17 protein-coding genes and 1 tRNA gene are annotated in these 17,439 nt (G+C 59.3%); 11 read left to right on the top strand and 7 right to left on the bottom strand.

All coding sequences use genetic code 11. From position 1 onward, the window contains the following. Positions 1–152: 152 nt before the first annotated feature. Positions 153–590 (top strand): hypothetical protein, encoded by a 438-nt coding sequence (locus HFP54_RS00085; RefSeq protein WP_196784360.1) that lies wholly within the window; start codon positions 153–155, stop codon positions 588–590. Positions 591–800: 210 nt separating this feature from the next. Here HFP54_RS00085 and csrA read toward each other — a convergent pair whose 3' ends face one another. The 3 genes from csrA to HFP54_RS00070 all read right to left on the bottom strand — a co-directional run bounded on the left by csrA (position 801) and on the right by HFP54_RS00070 (position 4,188). Continuing rightward, complete coding sequence (csrA, locus tag HFP54_RS00080; protein ID WP_145302432.1) at positions 801–1,025, bottom strand: carbon storage regulator CsrA; 225 nt, start codon at positions 1,023–1,025, stop codon at positions 801–803. 590 nt (positions 1,026–1,615) lie between these two features. Beyond that, on the bottom strand, positions 1,616–2,065 hold the full coding sequence (gene fliW / locus HFP54_RS00075) for a flagellar assembly protein FliW (RefSeq protein WP_145302435.1): 450 nt from the start codon (positions 2,063–2,065) through the stop codon (positions 1,616–1,618). Positions 2,066–2,232: 167 nt separating this feature from the next. Continuing rightward, on the bottom strand, positions 2,233–4,188 hold the full coding sequence (locus HFP54_RS00070) for a flagellin N-terminal helical domain-containing protein (RefSeq protein WP_168563630.1): 1,956 nt from the start codon (positions 4,186–4,188) through the stop codon (positions 2,233–2,235). Positions 4,189–4,400: 212 nt separating this feature from the next. On the opposite strand from HFP54_RS00070, the gene HFP54_RS00065 reads away from it, so the two are divergent. Continuing rightward, positions 4,401–5,015: a TerB family tellurite resistance protein gene (locus tag HFP54_RS00065; protein ID WP_235951157.1), complete on the top strand. Its 615-nt coding sequence runs from the start codon at positions 4,401–4,403 to the stop codon at positions 5,013–5,015. Positions 5,016–5,195: 180 nt separating this feature from the next. After that, positions 5,196–6,488: a 6-phosphofructokinase gene (locus HFP54_RS00060; protein ID WP_146411197.1), complete on the top strand. Its 1,293-nt coding sequence runs from the start codon at positions 5,196–5,198 to the stop codon at positions 6,486–6,488. 58 nt (positions 6,489–6,546) lie between these two features. Here the strand turns inward: HFP54_RS00060 and lhgD are convergent, their stop codons facing one another. Continuing rightward, entirely contained in the window at positions 6,547–7,782 is a 1,236-nt protein-coding gene (lhgD, locus tag HFP54_RS00055) for an L-2-hydroxyglutarate dehydrogenase (protein WP_168563628.1), read from the bottom strand. Between the two features lie 143 nt (positions 7,783–7,925). Between lhgD and HFP54_RS00050 the strand changes: the two genes are divergently transcribed. Further along, entirely contained in the window at positions 7,926–9,200 is a 1,275-nt protein-coding gene (locus HFP54_RS00050) for an HD-GYP domain-containing protein (RefSeq protein WP_168563627.1), read from the top strand. Here HFP54_RS00050 and HFP54_RS00045 read toward each other — a convergent pair. Next, positions 9,190–10,296 carry a hypothetical protein gene (locus HFP54_RS00045; protein WP_168563626.1) on the bottom strand — a complete coding sequence of 369 codons (1,107 nt, stop codon included), beginning with the start codon at positions 10,294–10,296 and terminating at the stop codon, positions 9,190–9,192. The genes HFP54_RS00050 and HFP54_RS00045 overlap by 11 nt on opposite strands. A 376-nt stretch (positions 10,297–10,672) precedes the next feature. Here HFP54_RS00045 and HFP54_RS00040 point away from each other — a divergent pair, with 376 nt between their 5' ends. Together HFP54_RS00040 and HFP54_RS00035 are read left to right on the top strand one after the other, a co-directional pair. Then, complete coding sequence (locus HFP54_RS00040) at positions 10,673–11,347, top strand: HEAT repeat domain-containing protein (RefSeq protein ID WP_196784362.1); 675 nt, start codon at positions 10,673–10,675, stop codon at positions 11,345–11,347. After that, complete coding sequence (locus HFP54_RS00035; RefSeq protein ID WP_146411185.1) at positions 11,344–11,607, top strand: hypothetical protein; 264 nt, start codon at positions 11,344–11,346, stop codon at positions 11,605–11,607. Before HFP54_RS00040 ends, HFP54_RS00035 begins: the two co-directional genes overlap by 4 nt. Positions 11,608–11,701: 94 nt before the next feature. On the opposite strand, the gene HFP54_RS00030 is transcribed toward HFP54_RS00035, so the two are convergent. After that, positions 11,702–12,832, bottom strand: coding sequence for a thioredoxin family protein (locus HFP54_RS00030; RefSeq protein WP_235951156.1), 1,131 nt, complete (start codon positions 12,830–12,832; stop codon positions 11,702–11,704). Positions 12,833–13,607: 775 nt separating this feature from the next. Here HFP54_RS00030 and rho point away from each other — a divergent pair. Together rho and HFP54_RS00020 are read left to right on the top strand one after the other, a co-directional pair. Further along, on the top strand, positions 13,608–14,900 hold the full coding sequence (gene rho / locus HFP54_RS00025; protein ID WP_145302461.1) for a transcription termination factor Rho: 1,293 nt from the start codon (positions 13,608–13,610) through the stop codon (positions 14,898–14,900). Positions 14,901–14,952: 52 nt separating this feature from the next. After that, positions 14,953–15,035, top strand: a tRNA-Ser gene (locus HFP54_RS00020). Between the two features lie 214 nt (positions 15,036–15,249). On the opposite strand, the gene HFP54_RS00015 is transcribed toward HFP54_RS00020, so the two are convergent. Continuing rightward, positions 15,250–15,453: a hypothetical protein gene (locus HFP54_RS00015; RefSeq protein WP_168563625.1), complete on the bottom strand. Its 204-nt coding sequence runs from the start codon at positions 15,451–15,453 to the stop codon at positions 15,250–15,252. A gap of 643 nt (positions 15,454–16,096) precedes the next feature. On the opposite strand from HFP54_RS00015, the gene HFP54_RS00010 reads away from it, so the two are divergent. From HFP54_RS00010 to HFP54_RS25130, 3 genes are all read left to right on the top strand, one after another. Then, positions 16,097–16,636: a sugar O-acetyltransferase gene (locus tag HFP54_RS00010; RefSeq protein ID WP_235951155.1), complete on the top strand. Its 540-nt coding sequence runs from the start codon at positions 16,097–16,099 to the stop codon at positions 16,634–16,636. A gap of 130 nt (positions 16,637–16,766) precedes the next feature. After that, positions 16,767–17,039, top strand: coding sequence for a hypothetical protein (locus HFP54_RS00005; RefSeq protein ID WP_168563623.1), 273 nt, complete (start codon positions 16,767–16,769; stop codon positions 17,037–17,039). Positions 17,040–17,171: 132 nt separating this feature from the next. Next, on the top strand, positions 17,172–17,439 hold a 268-nt coding region (locus HFP54_RS25130), incomplete at its 3' end, for a hypothetical protein (RefSeq protein ID WP_206035933.1).

Genomic DNA, 17,439 nt, shown 5'->3' with positions numbered 1-17,439 from the left:
CCCGGATTGTCCACTCATTTCTCTCGTCCCTCGGCCGCCGGTCATCGTCGGTGACCTAGCCTTGGGCTGCAGGAAGCTTTGATTTCGGGGAACCAAGTCCCAAGGACGGCGACCATCGACGGCAGCAACGCACTGCTGAGGGGAATTTTCAGGTGAGTTTCATTCGACGTTTTTGGGCTGCGGGTCTGATCCTAATCATGGTGGCAATTCACGCCGCCGTGATTGGGTACGTGCGCAGCCGCGTCGCCCGATTGAAACACTTGAAAAGCTCGGCCGTCGAAATCGGCAACTTCCGGTTTCAACCCGTCACGGACAAAGACAGCGTTTATCATTTTCGATTGCACGCGGTCGTCGACCCGGCCAAACATATGGAAGGTCGCGAGCAACTGGAAAAGATGAAAATGGAAATCGTCGAAGATTCCGAGCGTATGCTGCGAACCGCCGACGTCCAGTGGCTGCAAGATCCCAAGCAGGCCGAAGTTCGCGCGCGTCTGATGGACGTCGTCGTCAAGCATTTGCCCGACAAGCTGATCCAGCGGGTGTTGATCACCGACTGGTTGGAAGTCCCCGTGGAATCGATCCATTTGTAGCGCCCCATCACTTCGGGGACGCGACCATCACCATGAACTCCGGTGCATCGATCCGTCACGAACGCCGAGCGCAACGATGCGTCATCCAGCGCAGCAAGGCGATGGGAATACCGAATCAGACGCCATCGAATTGCATCGACCCGGTCGGCTGATTCGTCAACGCTGATTCCATCCGATCGATAGGGGATCGGATGATTCCCAACGGTCGCGTCAGTTCCGAGGCGGACGGACGTCTTTGGTCGCCCCGCTGCCGGTCTGCGTCGCGCGTTTGTTTTCGCGTTGGATCGCGTCGTAAACTTCTTGACGGTGCACCGGGATGGACTGCGGGGCGTCGATTCCCAGACGGACTTTGTCGCCACGGATATCAACGATGGTCACGACGACGTCGTCGCCGATCATGATGCTTTCGTCGCGGTGTCGTGAAAGGACCAGCATGATGGCCTCGATACATGAAGGGCAGGGTACTGAAGGCGTGACGTCGAAACCGAACACATGTTGAATCGATGTCTTGGCACCGCGTGCAAGTTCGACCTGTGGGTCGGTCTCAGGGACGGACCGTCCGAACGACGGGGTCGCCGGAGAACTCGCTCGCTACGACATGCTATCGACGCACAGTGCGCGACAATTGATCCACCACCTTTGAAGGTCCACCATTTCCGGTTCTGACGGAACGCCCGGCCGCGCCCCTTGAAACGACTGCAACCATGTTGATGCGGTTTGAACCGAGAGAACGTTCGGTTCGTCCGATCGGTGAAGCAATGACGGCACGCGCAGCATGCGGCTGAACCATGGCCGAATCACACGCAGACAGCTCGACCACCCGCTAGGCCTTATCGCCCACGCGAGTTGACCGCAAACGCTGGTCGGGACGAACCGAAAAATGGACAACGCAATCGTGACTCCGCCACGATGGGTCACCAGCGCGACCATTGTGATGCGCGTCGCCGGGCGAAACGCCGATGGCGAGCAATACCCGTGCGATCCCGTTCGGATCTTAAAGAATGCGACGTACCGTTGCCCGCAATTCAGGCGGCGCGTGCGATGTCAAACTGGCCTTGGGCGCCCAGCGGCAACGCTTGCCGAATCGGCTGGTCATCGTTGGTGATCACTTGGCATCCCAGACGCTTGTCCAGGTTCAACAGCAACGGTGCACGAAGGTTCGTCGTCAATTTTCCGACATGACCGGACACCGTCGTCATCACGTACAATTCGGCGCCGGGCCGCATGTGAAGCGACGCCATTTCACGCCTGGCAACGTGTACCCGATAGTCGGGAAAGAAAGCACGTGGGCTGATCAACGGAATCGCCCGATCACCGCGCGAGGCGCTTTGCAGCCAGGCCACCGCGTCGTTCTGTTGATCGGGAATCAGGGCCCACTGCCGCAGCGTTTCCAAACCGATCAATCCCTGTGGAAACAGAAACAGATCTTCGGTGTTCAGAACAAGGTTACCGAATCGGTTGGTTTCAATACGCATGGCTGCGGATCATTTGAAGGCGTCAATCAGCAGATCGAACCGAGGGACATCCGCGGTTCATTAGGTGTATCGACCGGTTCATTCATCGAATCGACAAATTCGTTACAAACCGATGCGGAAAGTGCAGCTTGGCCGAACGGACGGCGTCAACGGAAAGTCGACCATCGCTACAGATAGTTCAGAACCGTGATTTGTGACGTCTGTCCGATCAGCCGCATGGACGCTTCGAGCGCCGTTTGCCGGGACGTCATTTCGCTGATCACGGTGGCCAAGTCGGCGTCGATTTCGTCGGACAGTTGCGACTGAAGCAGCAAAGATTCTTGGGCGCTGGCGTCACTGAGTTGCTGCAGGTTCTGGCTCCACACACCGACCCTGCCGCGGGTCCGGCTGGATCGGTCCAAATCAACGTCCAGGCGATCTTGCAACAACGAGATTTCTTCGACGTCACCATCCAACACCGCACGTTGCAGCCGGATCAACGTATCAAGGGCTCCGCCGGCTTCCTGTGGGTCATAGTCCCCACCGACCAAGCGCATCGAGCCGCCGGACAATTCCCCGGTGCCCACGGTTTCCCCGTCGGGGATCAGCCCCAACTGTGAACCCGCGTCGGACAGCCCGGGTTGTGAAACTTCCAAGTTTCCCGCGCCCGGCGGGGCTTCCAGTTCCAAACCGTTGCCCACCGCATTCAAACGCACCAGCACGCGTAGGCTGTCCTGGTTGTCGGGATGATTGCTGATCAGATCGATGACGTCCTGGATCGTCTCGGCACCTTCCAGATTGATGCCCAGCTGGACGCCGTCGGGACGGGTGATGACCAAATCATCGTCTTGACTGTTCAGCACCAACCCTCGACCGCCCCCGAGTTCGCTCAGCCGAGTCTGTTCGTCGGAGGACCGAATCCCCAGGCTGCTGGCTGCAACGCCGCCGTTTTCACCGATCGAATAATCGACGCCGCTTCGCTGGGCTTTCAGCACGATGCGTCCGGCCGATTGATCCAGTTCCGCTTGGACATCGGCGTCGCTGCGGTTGATCGCGATCAGAACGTCACCCAGCGTCTCCGCCTCCGACAAGTCGATGTCAAAATCTTGACCACCGCGGCTGATTTGAAGTCCACCGGTCAGATCCAGCCCCGCACCGTCGGCCAATTGGTCGATCCGCGTTTCGGTGGTCACCCGGGGCGCCATCCCCGTCCCGGTCAACGGCGGCGCGGTGAACCCTTGTGGGTTGAAAAGTCCCAAGTCGCTGGCCGTTGTACCACCAGGCACGTCGTCCACGGCCAGAGTCCCCGGCAGCCCGTCGCTGTACTCCAGACGGACGGTGTCGTTGGTGATCGAAAACGACAATCGGCGACCGTTCAGATCGTATTGGTCGATGATGTCTTCCACATCGCCGATGGTCGCGGCACGGCTGAGGTCGATGGTTTGAAAGTTACCACCGTCGCTGACACGGATGATGCCCGGCTGAACGCCTTCGCCGCCTTTCATATCCACCAACCGCGTGTCGCGGGCCAGCCCGGCCCCCAACGAATCACCGGTGACCACGGTCGACAGCAGCCCCAAACTTTCGGACGCACTGACGTTGATCGCGGTGGAAACACCGCCGCCCAGTTTGGTGTTCCCGACCGCTTCGGTCCCCGAAAAATTTACGCCTCCGTCGATCCAGTTCAGTGCGTTTTCACTTTCCAGGATCCCGCCCAGCAATTGGTGGTCGCGAAACATCACGTTTCCCGCCGTGAAGACCGAATTCAGGGCCTGCTGGACGGTCGCGCTCAACGCCGCCCGCTCGTCTTCGGACAACACGTTTTGGGCCGCTTCGACCGCGACACCGCGGGCCTGGATCAAAGCATCGTCGATTCGTGCCAACGCATCATCGGTCGACTGATAGAATGCTTCGGTCGCCTGGGCGTTACGTTGCAACTGGTCGGTGCGGTCGATGCCACGTTGCAGTACCAACGCGCGTCCGGCGGACGCGGGGTCATCGGAGACTCGCAAAACACGCCGGCCCGTGCTCAGCTGATCATAGGTCCGCTGCAGTTCGACTTGGTCGGCGTTCAGCTGGAACAACAGCCGCTGGGTCGCAAGTGGCGTACTGGTGCGCGTCGTGTTGACCGGCAAAATGGCCATGGCGGACGGGATTCCTGCGTCGAATGAACAGCGGACGTCGATCTTGTATCGTCAAGCCTTTCGCATTCGATTCAATCAAACCAATCATTTCGAACCGCCATGGGACGGTTGCGTGGCCCGGGCCCCGTTTGTGGGGTATTCGCCGGTGACCCGCCGCCCGTGGTGATTCCTTTTCCTGCGAGGTCCCGCCGTCAATGATCCTGATCGGCACCATGAACTTGACCCGAACCCGCGACCGAGGCAGTTTCTATTGCCCCCAATGCGGGACGACGGAGTTTTACCGTCGCCGATCGCGTCGACCGTTCCTGACGCTTTACTTCATCCCCACCGTGCCGGTCGGGGCGGCCGAGGAATTCATCCAGTGCGACGGATGTGACGCCACCTGGGATCTGAGCGTTTTGGAGATGGACCGCGACAGCCACGAAGCGGCCAAAGAAGCCCAATTCAAAGACGAAGCCCTGCGGTCGGCTATTTTGACGGTGCTGATCGACCAACAGATCACACCGGGCGAAATCGACACCCTGATTTCGCTTTCCAACGATCTTTTGCAGCGTCCGATCGACCGCGAAGAATTGGGACAACTGTGTTCCATCGCCGTCGACAACCGGATCAAGCCGGATCACTACATCTTGACGGTCAGCCGCCGCTGGACCCAACAGCAACGGCGTTTGGCCCTGCAGATCGTCTTCTTGGCCGCCACCGCCGACGAACCGCTGGACGGCCAACGTCTGGAACTTCTGGGGCGTTTGCGAGAAATTTTCGACCTGACCGACGCCGAATATCAGGCGACCATCGAGGAGGCGATCGAACAAGCCGACGCCACCTAGAATCCACCCGCGACAGGGCCGCGATTCACCCCAGGTGGGACCAGCCGTCTTGGCGGTCGCCCCCAGAAGCCTAGAATTTCCGACTCCAAAACCAAACCACGCGAGCGAACGGGTGACGTAATCGGTCCGATGAAGACCGGCGTCCTGGTCGCCGATCCAGTTCACGCGAGCCGATTCGTCATGCCAGTTTCCTCTGATCATCACAGCCTCGATATCAAACGCGTCGCCATCCTGTTCGCCGGCGGCCCCGCACCGGCAGCCAACGCGGTGATTAGCACGGCGGCATTCTCGTTTCTGGAAGAAGGCGCCCAGGTCTTCGGCATCAAGCACGGCTACAGTCGGCTGGCCGAATACAGCGCCGCCGGACCGCTGCAGGAAGGCACCGACTACATCCGATTCAGCCATGACACGCTGACCAACGCCCGCAGCAGTCGCGGGATCATGATCGGAACGGCTCGCACCAACCCCGGCCGCCACGTCAGCAGCCCCGAGAACCTGAAGGATCCGGAACTGGTCGCGCCCCTGCGGCGGGTTTATGAAGGTCTGTGCAGTCTGGAGATTGACGCCCTGATCAGCATCGGTGGCGATGACACGCTGAAGACCGCCAACAAGCTGAAGATGTTCCAGGACGGGTTGCCGGCCGAAGCCAGGCGTTTTCCCGTCGTCCACTTGCCCAAGACGATCGACAACGATTACAGCGGCATCGACTTCACCTTCGGCTTCTTCACCGCCGTGGAAACCCTGGCCGAAGAAATCCGCAACCTGAACTTTGACGCCGCCGCCGGCCGGGCCTACTTCCTGTGCGAAGCGATGGGGCGCAGTGCCGGCTGGTTGGCCTATGGTGCGGCGATCGCCGGTGAAGCCAGCATGGTCCTCAGCGTCGAAGACATCCGCGGTGCCATGGCCGATGAAGAAGTGGTCAGCCAAGAAACCGGAGAAACACGCAAGATCATGGCGTTGGATCGGGTCATCGATCGCATGGTCGACATGATGCTGGCCCGCGAACGCGAAGGACGCCAGTACGGAACAATCGTGGTCGCCGAAGGCATGGCGGAATACCTGCCGTCGAAATACCTGGAAGGCATCAGCCGCGACGATCACGGCCACATTAACATCTCCTCGGTCAATCTGGCCGCCATGATGTCCGGGTTATTGTCGGCACGATACAACGAACGCACCGGCCGGACTCGCAAGGTGAACGGGTTGCAATTGGGTTACGAATCACGTTGTGCACCGCCGCACGCCTACGACATCATGCTGGGGTCCCAGTTGGGCGTTGGTGCGTATCGCGCCTTGGTGGAAGAAAAGCTGAACGGTGTTATGGTGTCGGTCTCCGGACAATTGGATCTGCACTTTGTGCCGTTCCAAGAATTGGTGGACCCCGAAACCCTGGTCACCAAGGTCCGCTTCATCCAGCCCGACAGCGATTTCCACCGTCTGGCCCGGTTCTTGGAAACCTGCGTCGACAACTAAACCTGCCGAACATCATCGGCAGCGTGGATCGCCGTTTCCCGGTCGCCCAAACCGTTCATCAGTCTTCCTCCGATTCAAATCGGTCGACGACGTGACGGGCGATCGCCAGCGATGCGGTTGCGGCGGGTGACGGTGCGTTCAGCACGTGGACCGATCGAGGCCCACGTTGGATCAGAAAATCATCCACCAGCACACCCTCCGGTGTAACCGCCTGTGCGCGGACACCGGAACGTCCCGGCTTTAAATCGGTGGAACGGATCGACGGGATCAACTTCTGCAGCGCCCGAGTGAAGGCGTGCTTGCTGAACGAGCGATACATCTCGCCGGCCCCCATCCGCCAATGCTTTCCGGCCAGCTTTCGAAAACCAGCGAAGGAAAGCGTTTCCGCCAGGTCTGAAACATTCACATCAGACCAGCGGTATCCGTGCCGTGCCATCGCCAGGACCGCGTTCGGACCACATTCAACGCCTCCCTGTATCATCCGCGTGAAGTGGACGCCCAAAAAGGGAAAGCTGGGGTCGGGCACCGGATAGATCAGATTTCGACACAACCGCTGGCTTTCCGATTTCAGTTCGTAATACTCCCCGCGAAACGGAACGATGCGAACGTCGGTCTTTACCCCAGCGGCACGAGCAATTCGATCACATTGCAGTCCGCCACAATTGACGTACCGGTCGCAGCGGATCGGATCATCGTGCTGGACGGCTTTCAGCACGACATCGGTCCCCGCCACATCGATCGCATCGACACGAAAATCGGTGATCACCTGTCCGCCGGCCGCACGGATTCGGCGCACCATGGCGCGGCAGACTTCGGGATAATCGACGATCCCGGTTTCGGGCACATGCAGTGCGGCAAGCCCCGCCGCGGCCGGTTCCAGCTGGCGTAGCCGGTCCGTATCAATCCGCTCGAACTCCACGCCGTTTTGTGTTGCCCGATCGGCGATCTGGTCCAGCCGCTGTCGTTCGTCCGCGTTGACGGCGACGACCACCTTGCCACAGCGGTCCCAGCGAACGCCCTCGTCTCGGCAAAACTGCTCCAGCAATTGCTTGCCTTCGCGACAGGTTTTTGCTTTGGTCGATCCGGGACGATAATACAGACCTGAATGGATCACGCCGGAGTTATTGCCGCTCTGATGTCGTCCGACGTCGGACTCGGCCTCCAACACCGCCAGCCGACACTCCGGATGACGCTGCAAAACCGTCACGGCCGTCGCCAACCCTACGATCCCTCCGCCGATGACCACCACGTCGTAGCGGCCACCCGCATTCTGTGCCGGAAAGGGCGAATTCATAGGGCAATCAGTGCGTTTTGAACCTAGCGTTGCATTATGCAGGGCAAGAAAATCGAAGCGGAAACGCACCAGACTCGGTGCAACCCTCGCGCTTTGCCAGAGCCTATTGTGGACGTTACCAGACAAAATGGGGAGATCCGCTGATGGGGCAATCAGCGAATGTGACGATTTGGGTCGAGGACCTACAGTCCGGGGTGGTCTGTTCGCATCCGATCGTTGATCAATCGGGTGTGCTGTTGCTCGGTGCAAACACCGAGATCACCGAATCGGTCATCGCGGGCCTTGTGGACCGCGGGATCGAACAGGTGGAGGTTCACCCCAAAGACGCGGCTCAATTCCAAAAAGACGATTCCAAACGCAAGGAGCCGTCCGCCAAACGCACGACGCACGCGGAATCCGAACAGTCCGCACTCGATTCGGGGCGGCCGCTGCGAAACTTCTTGGTGGATCGATTCGACGAACCGTTGGATGAAAAGCGATATGAATCGTTGAAGAAAGATTACGCGTCGGCCATCGAGCAGGTGGATGAGATTCGCGAAGCGGTTTCCAAACACCAATTGAAAACGATCGAGGCCATCGACGATCTTTCGCAGCGTTTCACCAGCAATCTGATCGACGATCACGACCAAACCGTCAGCGTCTTCGGAAGCGCCCAAGAACAATGTGACTTGACCGAACGCAGCGTGAAATTGGCCAACCTGGGAATGGCGGTCGCCGTTGAAATGGGACTCGACGGCAAGGCGGTATCCGAAATCGGGACGACCGGACTGCTGCACGACGTGGGCCTTTTCATGATGGACGAAAAGTTTCGTCATGTCGGCGTCGTGCTCAGCGAAGACGAACAATGGACCTATCGCAAGCACCCGATCCTGTCGGAACAGTGCTTGAGCGAAGTCGGCGAAGTCGCCAGCCATATTCGCTTGGCCGTCGAACAAGTTCACGAGCAGTACAACGGCGTCGGATTTCCCCGCGGGCTATCGGGCAATCGGATTCACCCGTACGCACGAATCTTGAACGTGGTCGATGCCTACCTGCAACTGATCCTGCCGACCGATCGTCGCCCTGGGATTCTGCCACACGACGCGATCGGGATCCTGTTGCACCAGGCCCGACATGGTCTGTTCGAACCAACCGTGATTCGCGCATTCCTGTTGACCCAAACCCTGTTTCCGCTGGGCAGCACCGTGGAACTGACCGATGGCACGATGGCGACCGTCATCCGCCGACCACGCGATGGCTATGCGATGCCCGTTCTGCAACGCGAAAGTGGCGAAAGAATCGATCTGTCCCAGTCGACCATTCAGATCGCTCGACCGATCCGCAGCGATGCGGTGGACCAAGTGCGAATCAGCCAACAGGCGATGGAATCGATGACCTTCGAATCGGCGATCCAGGCCGCCACCTACATCAGCGGATGATCCAGCGATCGGCTTGGAATTGGATCTGCAAACCCGCTTCGGATGCCGCCTGCTGAGCCAACTGCTCCAACGTTTTCTTTTCAGCCGAAAACGTCACACGCTGTTGCACCCGAGCCGGCTCATCGATTTCGACCTGCAATGGAACTTCGGCGGCGTGCGCCAGCGATTCCAGCACGTGGGACGCCGGTTGATTTTCCACCTTGAAATCAAATGTGGCCGCTTTGCCCGTTGTCGCCGATTTCGCCCGCGCCAAGAACGCTTGCAACAGTGTTTGCAATGCTACCCGGTGCGTCGCCGCGGTTCCGGTCAGTGTCACGGTTCCATTGGCGGTCGACATTCTGCCCGCTCCCACAGCGGTGCGTACCCGCCGTCCCCAACGACCACTGCCGATCACGCCGGGATAGCGATCCTGCCACGCCTCGGATGGTTCAGACTGTGCGGCAAACTGGCTTCGCACCAATGATTCCACCGACTCCGGTGCAACCCTTATCAACTGACCGGCCGGCCACAGATCATGTGGAAACTCATCATCAACTTCGGGTCGACTGGCGATGTCCGAAGGGGACAGTTCCGCGGTGTGCACGCCATCGGCACGCCGGGCCAGACGGACCAACTCGGACGGGGTGATCAGGTCGGGCCAGCGGATGGATACCAAGTGGGCGGCGGGGCGGGCAACCGATGCCCCCGTGGTGCGTCGCTGCGAGCCCACGGTACGCGCCTCATTCAGTTGGGCCCCACCCAGTTCGGCCCGATGCAATTCGGCCAAATTACGCTCGATCCAGGCCGACCGACCGACCAGCACCACGCCGCTGCGCACGACCAAGGTGGCGTCCAACCGATCGACGACCTGCTGCAGTGCGGCGGCAACGCTGGGTCCCAAACTGATTTCGGGCAGTTCGGCGTCCCAGTCCAGATCCCGCTGACGCCACAAATTCAGGGTTCGCGTGGTCGCCAGTTGGTCGACCACCTGGCCGATGGTCTGGCCTTCGGCCCGCATCGTCATCGGGCTGGCCAAGGTCCGATAGGCTTCGCGATCGGCGACGATCGATTCCGGTGTCGCCGCATCGGGCGAGGAGGCGAAACATGACGCTAGCAAAACGCCCCATAGCCCCGCCCAGGCCGGCCGACGCCCCGTGGATCGAAAGTGTCCGGCCGATGAAATAAATCCGGTCGAATTCGAGAGAGAAAACACGGCAACAATTACGCAATTTAGGCAGTTTTGGAGACCCGACCTGATTTGCCATCCGTCCCCTCCGACGGCCCGACACGGGACATTCACCTGGGATTCATCTTAGCGAGTTGTTGGGCGGTGGTCCCGTAATTAGACTCGTCGGCAGTGACGGGGTTGTCTTGACTGCCGCAACCGTTTCGGGTGACCTGAACCGCCAAAGGATGCCTGGTTGCCGTTCCGGCTGACCTGCCTAGGATGCTCGCGACCGAACTGCGAACATCACCCTTTGACGGATATTGCTGTGACCTCACCTGTTGTTCGGACGACCCGGCTGACGACCGCCTATCGCAAATTTTTGGCGACGGCCGATTCGACACGATTCGCATCCCAAGTTGACGAACACTACTCGGTAACGACCATCGCGTCGCTGCTGTTACGCGGCGACGTGGAAATGCGTCGTGCCGCTGCGTTGGCACTTGGCATGCTGGGAGACCACCGAACGATCGACCCGCTGGGACGTGCGATCAGCGATCCCGACCGCGGTGTCCGCTTGGCCGCCGATGACGCCTTTGGCGCGTTGCTGATTCGTTCGGCCGCCCCGCGGCATCACCAGCAATTGCTGAAGCTGATGCACCTGAACGATGGTGGCGAACACGCCGCCGCGTTGGCACCGTCGATGATTCTGTGCGACCAAGCGCCGATGTATGCCGAAGCCCATCACCAATTGGCGATCTGTTGGCACGGTTTGGAAAATTACGACCAAGCCCGAGCCGCCTATCACGCATGCCTTTGGCGGTGCCGATTCCATTACCCGGCGTGGCAAGGCTTGGCGAAATGCCGACTGATCCTGGGTGATCCCGAAGGTGCGTTGCGTGCCCTGCAACGCTGTCTCAGCATCAACCCGGACGTTGAATCGGCGCGACTGCAGATCCGCCAGATTCGCCGCCGGCTCCGTCAACGCGATTTTGATTCTTGAGTTACGGCGATTCTCTGGTGGGCGGCATCGCCCTGGTTTTGGCGGTCGTCGCCACGGCGGTCGCGCTAGGTCCCTGGCAAGTGCCCTTTCAATTACGATCCGTCCGCGCCGTGGACGAGCGTTTCGGACGAACCGCCGCCCGCACCATGGTCATGCTGGTCGCCGCGATGTGCTTCGTCGCCGGTGTGTCCATCCTGAACGGGATTCGACCGTCCTATGCGACGCCCCAGTCGCAGCGTTCACCGGTGAACCGGTACTGATGGGTTTCTTCGGGGCATGGCACGCGGCCAAGCCTTTCGCGCCCAACCACAACCGATCGACGGGCCCGCGACAGCGGCGAAGCTGATCCCAGCATTACGGGTTAGCGTCGCCGATCGCTTGGTCCATCACTTCGATGGCGGCATCGGTGTACCGTTCGAATTGGTTTTCAAAGTGGTCACGTGCCGCTTGGTCAGCGAAGAAGAACATGCGGCCATGAATCGGATCCTTCACGCCATAATCACGCTTTCCGGGAACGATGCGTTTTTCTTCGAAGAACCGCACCACGTCGATTTCGTTCATCACCGGCGTGTAGGGTTTCGGATCAGCCAAGAACTTTTGCTTGTTTTCGGCACTGCTGAATAAGTACAGGCGTCCCAGGTGCAGGACGCCGTGCTCGGGCTTGCCTTCGACCCAAGCGTAGTCTTCGTTGATACTGACGGCACAGTAACCTTCCAGCGCCAGCGGAGGCAGGTCATCGCTGGGCGCGACAGCCGGGGCTGCGGCCGCGACGTCCGCCTCAGCATCGGTTGCGGCGGGTGGAACCGCGGGCGTTTGGGGTGATGCGGCCGCGGGCTGATTGGCGGTCGGTGGCACGGCGATCTGCGCCGGCATGTCCAACGTCATTGCATCGGTGCGAGCGCCGGCGGCCGTCGCCTGAACACCGCCGGGTGCGATTGCCGCTTTGGGCAACGCAAATTGATTGTTGGTCTGTCCCGCAACGGTCGAAACCACCGGTGCCGGCTCCGGCGTCGCCGCCGGTGCAGGGGAGGGCGTCGGTGCCGGCTGGCTTGCCGCCATCATGGTCTGGGGTTCGGCGGCGGGGCCGGCCGATGCGGCCGCGGTGTTCAGCATCGCCACGTACTGACGCGGGTCTTGTGGGCTGACCTTGTGCGATAACTTTTCGCCCTTCAGCGTCACCACCACGTCGGTCGGCAAACTTTTGACCTGGAACATCTTTGCGATAGCGGGATCTTTGCCGACGTGAATTTTCACCGGCACGTATTTCGATGTGATCGCAGCGGCGACGGCACCGTTCTGGAATGCACCGGCTTCCAACCGATCGCACCAAGGACAGTTGTCACCGTAAAAGTGCAATAACAGCAGCTTGCCGTCACGGCTGGCTTCGGCGTGGGCCTGCTTCAAATTGGATTGCCAGGGGATGCCGGATTCGGCGGCCACAGCGAATGAGCCGGCCAGCGCGACGACCATGGCGATCGCGGTCATGGCGGCGTGTTTTGTTAGGAGACGGCACATCGCAAAATTCCTTTTTCGCGTCGAACCGGTATTGGGACCGGATCATGGTTCTTGGGGGAGGTAGCGAAATTTGGTGGGTGGCGTCTAGGGCTGCCTCAGCGACGGCAGACAGATCGCCCCATCACCCACCATCGACGGCCACGGTCGTACCGCTTGAACCGAAATTGCCGACCAGGCAAAGTTTTCCGGCAAATCCCCCCGAATGCCCCAACGTCGGCGGACCAATGTCGGCTCCGCTATCGCATCAAACTCTGCCGGCGTCGCCGCGATCCCCCCAAGTTGCCCGCGACATCTTCTCTTGACATTGGGCGAACGGGTTCTATATTTGGGAGCAGAACATGGGACTCGGGATTTGATCCCGTCGACATTCCCAATCAGACACGGGAGTGTCTCTCTCTGATCCGTCGCCCGACATGAATCGAAATGGGCGGCATCGCACGGCATGATCACAGGTATCGATCGCTGGCCGGGTTTTAATCGGAGCGGAGCCGAAATTCACCCGTTGAAAATCTAACGAGTCACGGCCCTGAGTCGTCATGACTGGCCGACAGATCGGTCCTTGCCGGGCTGAATCTGACTGACTTTCCAGAAACAAAACCGATTCCAGAACAATTTAATTCCACCGGCTGCGTTGTCGCGGCACCGGACGGAGTTTTTCTTTCCCTTTCTCGGACCACAGCGACCTTTCTTGATGCTTACGTTTAGGCCGCGATTGCGCGGAATGAACGTGCGGTTTGGATGACAAATGGCGAAAAAGAAAAGGGCTCCCAGGAGCCGAAGTGGCTCTGGCAATGGCCAGGGCAACGATAATGGAGCGCCCAAATCGAGAGGCCGACGTCGCCGTCGTGGCGGCAATGGCGGTAACCCGCAGGCCAACGGTGACGCCGATTTCCAATCAGATGCGCCCATGGAAGCCGGTGAAGGCATCCTGGAACTGCATCCCAATGGATACGGTTTCCTGCGCAGCGAAGAAAACGATTACACCCGCGAACGGAGCGATCCCTTCGTGCCGGGGACGATGATCGAACGCTTCGGCCTTCGGCAGGGCGTCTACATCAAGGGGATGGTCCAACAGGCACGTCGCCAACAGGGTCCTCGCGTCAAAGAAATCACCGAAGTCGAAGGCATGCCGCCGGAAGACTATTTGAACGTGAAGAACTTTGACAGCTTGACCGCGATCAACCCGGAAGAATGGCTGCACCTGGAAGTCGGCCAAAAACCGGTGACCAACCGTGTGATCGATTTGCTGGCACCGCTGGGCAAAGGCCAACGTGCCTTGATCGTCGCGCCGCCACGCAGCGGAAAAACGATCATGCTGCAAAACATCGCTGCCGGGATCGCACAGAACCATCCCGACCTGAAGCTGATGGTGCTGCTGATCGACGAGCGGCCCGAAGAAGTCACCGACATGCGCCGCAATGTCCAGGGCGGACAAGTCATCGCCAGCAGCCTGGACATGGACGTTGACAGCCACGTCCGTCTCAGCCAGCTGGTTATCGACCGGGCCAAGCGTTTGGCCGAACGTGGCGAAGACGTCTTCTTGATGCTCGATTCGATCACCCGCCTGGCCCGTGCCTTCAATAAATGGGTCGGCAGCACCGGCCGCGGCCGCGCGACAATGTCGGGCGGTCTGGATATCAAAGCAATGGATATCCCGAAGAAGCTGTTTGCGACCGCACGTGCGTTCCAAGAAGGCGGTTCGCTGACCATCGTCGGTACCTGCCTGGTCGACACCAACAGCCGCATGGACGAAGCCATTTTCCAAGAGTTCAAAGGAACCGGGAACATGGAACTGGTCTTGGATCGGCGGATGGCCGACCGACGCATTTGGCCCTCGATCGATATCAGCCAAAGTGGAACGCGTCGCGAAGAATTGCTGCATGACGAAGAAACGTACGAAACGGTCACCATGCTGCGTCGAACGCTAAGCGAAATGCATCCGATCGACGCGATGGAACAATTGACCAAGCAGCTCGGCCGTTTTGAAAACAACGAGGCCTTCTTGAAGCTGATCGCAGGAGCTAAGCTTGCGAACTGACGATCAATCGAATCGGGCGATGATTTCGCTCGCGTCGGCCTGATCGTCCGCAGGAGGGTAAGCGAATTGGTGAGCGGCCTCACTGGAACTGAGGTACCCCGTAAGGGGCTGCGGGTTCGAGTCCCGTGCCCTCCGCTGTTTTAGCCCGCATTTCGCGGGCTTTCGACATCTGCATCCCCCACCCCAACCGATCGAAGGGGATGGGGCAATCAAGTTCGGCACCGATCTTTCTTCTGGTAGAAAATCCGAAGCTCGAAGATCTCTGGCCGATCACCGCGATCCGGCTCTCGAGCGATGGAGCCTGATCGCAGACGCGAGCTTTCGCGCCCTGAATCGCCACTCTTTCGAATCAGGCGTTTCTTGCCCAGGTGACCAACAGGAGACCCCAAAGGGGACGGAGGTCTTTTCCCGGCCGTAGGTCCTCCATTTCCCAGTGCCGGCGGTTGCCCGGTGTGGTCTGGGCGGCGGCGTACTTGGCCAGCGGCGACCGCCGCGTCTTTTCGTGTCGGCTGGTCAGTGGCTTGCCGTCGACTCCAATCAATTGTCCGGTCATCCGAACGCCCCGGCGGCACGAAGCGGCCCAGGCCGATCTTTTGCTTCAGGCTCATGCGACCTTCGGCGGCTTTGACGCTGCGGAGATACTTGTCCGCTTCGATCTGCTCGCCCAGCGAGTGCTGCGCGGCGGAGTGACCGTCACCCGAGGCGCTCGCCGGTTCGGCCGCGTTGGATGCGGTTTTTGTCGGTGATCGTTTCGACGGATGGATCTGCCGTGCCGTCAACGATCGGCGGCAAGCGTCTCCCGTTCAACGGGCAAAACTGGGCTTCCACCCTGATTCGCTGAACTCCGTTACACCGGTGTAATTTCAGTCATTCTGGATGCGGAAACGCACCTCAAAACATGCCTGACCTTTGCTAGTTGGTGCCGAAGGAAGGCAAAGGGTCAACGCGTATCCATCGGTTTGCATTGCGTGGATTTGTCGTTCACCCGACTCGGGGAGAACGGTTAAAATACCGCTCACCGGAGGGGATTTCGGCTAGGGGCGAATCTGGAGAGCGGACGGGCATTCTTCCCAAACCACTGAAGAATTCAGAGTTATCCGAACACGTGAAGGCTTTCTCTTGGCGGCAACCTTGTTTACTGGCGTCAATACATGAATGAACGATTCCAACCCGATGGTCGTTCGAATCGCGAGCGAATGCTCGCCGGTGACCAATACATTGCCGACGATCCGGAACTCGTTCGTGATGGTAACCACGCGGCGAAACTCATCGCTGCATTCAATGCAACCAACGGTGACGACAAACTAGTCCAGGACCGAATTTTGCGCGAACTGTTTGGAAGCGTCGGCGAGGGCACGGTCATTCGCCCACCGCTTCGGTGTGACTACGGGTATCAGACGCACATTGGCGCCCGTACCTTTGCTAATTGGGGTCTGATTTGCCTCGACGTCGGCAAGATTGAGATTGGTGATGACGTTCAAATCGGACCTAACGTCCAACTGCTAACGGCGACTCACCCAATTGAACCGTTGCCCCGCCAAGCGAAGTGGGAAGGCTCTCAGCCGATCATCATTGGCGATAACGTTTGGCTTGGGGGCGGAGTTATCGTCTGTCCTGGTGTAACGATCGGCAACAATACGGTGGTTGGCGCAGGTGCAGTGGTCACGCGGGATCTACCGGCAAACGTCGTTGCTGTTGGCAACCCTGCTCGGATCCTCCGTACGATTGAGGGCTGACTGAGATATCAGGGTAGACGCCGGATTTCCAAGCCGTGCACTGGAGCGGCGGCAATGCGTTTTTCGATGGCTAGTTTCACTCTCGCCGGCCGGTGACGGCGAACGTTGTCGGATAAGGGATAGTAGCGTCATGAATCACTACGCAAACGACACACAGCGAAATGGCGAGTGCATTGAGCGGCTACGTGTGGCGATGAAGCAGACGCCCTATGTGTCCGTTCCAATCTTCGCAGTCGTCTTTGGATACGTCGGTTTGTACTTTGGTTTCATCAGCGCGATGGTGCTTGCTGTCGTTGGCGTCGTGGTGGGGCTTCGCTTCGCACTTGTGTTTCAGGCCATTCTGGAATGGATGGCGCTTATGCTCATCGCGACATCCAAGGTCGATGGCGAGCCAGCGGAATAGTCTTTACAGGGTCCGAAGCCCGATAACCAAGCGATTGACGCGGAGCCGCCGCTCGCGTCATGTTGAAGTCAGCGATCGACCACGGCGGCCCGGTCGTCGCCGCCGTTATCCAACTGAGAACATGGACATTCCATGACCAACGAGACCGACAAAACTCACGTCAGAGTGCTTTCAGCCTTGCACATTGTTGCTGGCCTGTTCTTTTTCGTTACCTCACTTGGGCAGTTTCTCCTAGCCAAAAATGTTGTGATAGTAGGACCACTGCCAACTTTCATTATGTTTTTGTTCGCGTCAATGCTGATAATGTCATTGCTGGTCTTCGCTGTGGGGATACTGCTGTATACACGTAGGATGTACTGGTTTTGCTTCACTGTTGCTGCTATCGAGTGTCTCATCGTGC

Source organism: Crateriforma spongiae (genome assembly GCF_012290005.1).
Classification (GTDB): domain Bacteria; phylum Planctomycetota; class Planctomycetia; order Pirellulales; family Pirellulaceae; genus Crateriforma; species Crateriforma spongiae.
This window is presented reverse-complemented; position numbering and strand designations above follow the sequence as displayed.

Bases quoted from the DNA above. Each gene is read 5' to 3' on its own strand.
- csrA (WP_145302432.1), bottom strand. From the start codon at position 1,025: ATGCTGGTCCTTTCACGACACCGCGACGAAAGCATCATGATCGGCGAC.
- fliW (WP_145302435.1), bottom strand. From the start codon at position 2,065: ATGCGTATTGAAACCAACCGATTCGGTAACCTTGTTCTGAACACCGAA.
- HFP54_RS00070 (WP_168563630.1), bottom strand. From the start codon at position 4,188: ATGGCCATTTTGCCGGTCAACACGACGCGCACCAGTACGCCACTTGCG.
- HFP54_RS00065 (WP_235951157.1), top strand. From the start codon at position 4,401: ATGAACTTGACCCGAACCCGCGACCGAGGCAGTTTCTATTGCCCCCAA.
- HFP54_RS00060 (WP_146411197.1), top strand. From the start codon at position 5,196: ATGCCAGTTTCCTCTGATCATCACAGCCTCGATATCAAACGCGTCGCC.
- lhgD (WP_168563628.1), bottom strand. From the start codon at position 7,782: ATGAATTCGCCCTTTCCGGCACAGAATGCGGGTGGCCGCTACGACGTG.
- HFP54_RS00050 (WP_168563627.1), top strand. From the start codon at position 7,926: ATGGGGCAATCAGCGAATGTGACGATTTGGGTCGAGGACCTACAGTCC.
- HFP54_RS00030 (WP_235951156.1), bottom strand. From the start codon at position 12,832: ATGACCGCGATCGCCATGGTCGTCGCGCTGGCCGGCTCATTCGCTGTG.
- rho (WP_145302461.1), top strand. From the start codon at position 13,608: ATGGCGAAAAAGAAAAGGGCTCCCAGGAGCCGAAGTGGCTCTGGCAAT.
- HFP54_RS00015 (WP_168563625.1), bottom strand. From the start codon at position 15,453: ATGACCGGACAATTGATTGGAGTCGACGGCAAGCCACTGACCAGCCGA.
- HFP54_RS00010 (WP_235951155.1), top strand. From the start codon at position 16,097: ATGCTCGCCGGTGACCAATACATTGCCGACGATCCGGAACTCGTTCGT.
- HFP54_RS00005 (WP_168563623.1), top strand. From the start codon at position 16,767: ATGAATCACTACGCAAACGACACACAGCGAAATGGCGAGTGCATTGAG.